Source organism: Janthinobacterium sp. SUN118 (assembly GCF_030397695.1).
Taxonomy (GTDB): Bacteria; Pseudomonadota; Gammaproteobacteria; order Burkholderiales; family Burkholderiaceae_D; genus Janthinobacterium.
Genome location: NZ_JAPUBV010000011.1, coordinates 1 through 1,390, shown reverse-complemented (window position 1 = coordinate 1,390; position 1,390 = coordinate 1). Strand labels below are relative to the sequence as shown.

Sequence of the window (1,390 nt, the reverse complement as noted above, 5' to 3'; positions counted from 1 at the left end):
ATCCTCTGTACCTGCTAAGGTTATAGGGACAAGCCGTACGGGCAATTAGTACTGGTTAGCTTAATGCATTACTGCACTTCCACACCCAGCCTATCAACGTCCTGGTCTCGAACGACCCTTCAAAGAGCTCAAGGCTCTGGGAAATCTCATCTCAAGGCAAGTTTCCCGCTTAGATGCTTTCAGCGGTTATCTCTTCCGAACTTAGCTACCCGGCAATGCCACTGGCGTGACAACCGGTACACCAGAGGTTCGTCCACTCCGGTCCTCTCGTACTAGGAGCAGCCCCCTTCAAATTTCCAACGCCCACGGCAGATAGGGACCAAACTGTCTCACGACGTTTTAAACCCAGCTCACGTACCACTTTAAATGGCGAACAGCCATACCCTTGGGACCGGCTACAGCCCCAGGATGTGATGAGCCGACATCGAGGTGCCAAACTCCCCCGTCGATATGAACTCTTGGGAGGAATCAGCCTGTTATCCCCAGAGTACCTTTTATCCGTTGAGCGATGGCCCTTCCATACAGAACCACCGGATCACTATGTCCTACTTTCGTACCTGCTCGACTTGTCAGTCTCGCAGTTAAGCACGCTTATGCCATTGCACTATCAACACGATGTCCGACCGTATCTAGCGTACCTTCGAACTCCTCCGTTACACTTTAGGAGGAGACCGCCCCAGTCAAACTGCCTACCATGCACTGTCCCCGATCCGGATAACGGACCAAGGTTAGAACCTCAAACAAACCAGGGTGGTATTTCAAGGTTGGCTCCACGAGAACTAGCGTCCCCGCTTCAAAGCCTCCCACCTATCCTACACAGATTGGTTCAAAGTCCAATGCAAAGCTACAGTAAAGGTTCATGGGGTCTTTCCGTCTAGCCGCGGGTAGATTGCATCATCACAAACATTTCAACTTCGCTGAGTCTCGGGAGGAGACAGTGTGGCCATCGTTACGCCATTCGTGCAGGTCGGAACTTACCCGACAAGGAATTTCGCTACCTTAGGACCGTTATAGTTACGGCCGCCGTTTACTGGGACTTCAATCAAGAGCTTGCACCCCATCATTTAATCTTCCAGCACCGGGCAGGCGTCACACCCTATACGTCCACTTTCGTGTTTGCAGAGTGCTGTGTTTTTATTAAACAGTCGCAGCCACCAGTTTATTGCAACCCTTTCACCCTCATGGAGTAAACCAATCAAGCTACCGGGGCGTACCTTTTCCCGAAGTTACGGTACCAATTTGCCGAGTTCCTTCTCCCGAGTTCTCTCAAGCGCCTTAGAATACTCATCTCGCCCACCTGTGTCGGTTTGCGGTACGGTCTCGTATGACTGAAGCTTAGAGGCTTTTCTTGGAACCACTTCCGATTGCTTCGTGAACAAGTTCACTCGTC

General features: G+C 51.3%; 1 rRNA gene. It reads right to left on the bottom strand.

The annotated features are described in order from the left end of the window. Positions 1-24: 24 nt before the first annotated feature. Positions 25-1,390: ribosomal RNA gene (locus tag O0880_RS28070) — 23S ribosomal RNA — on the bottom strand; the annotation flags it as partial.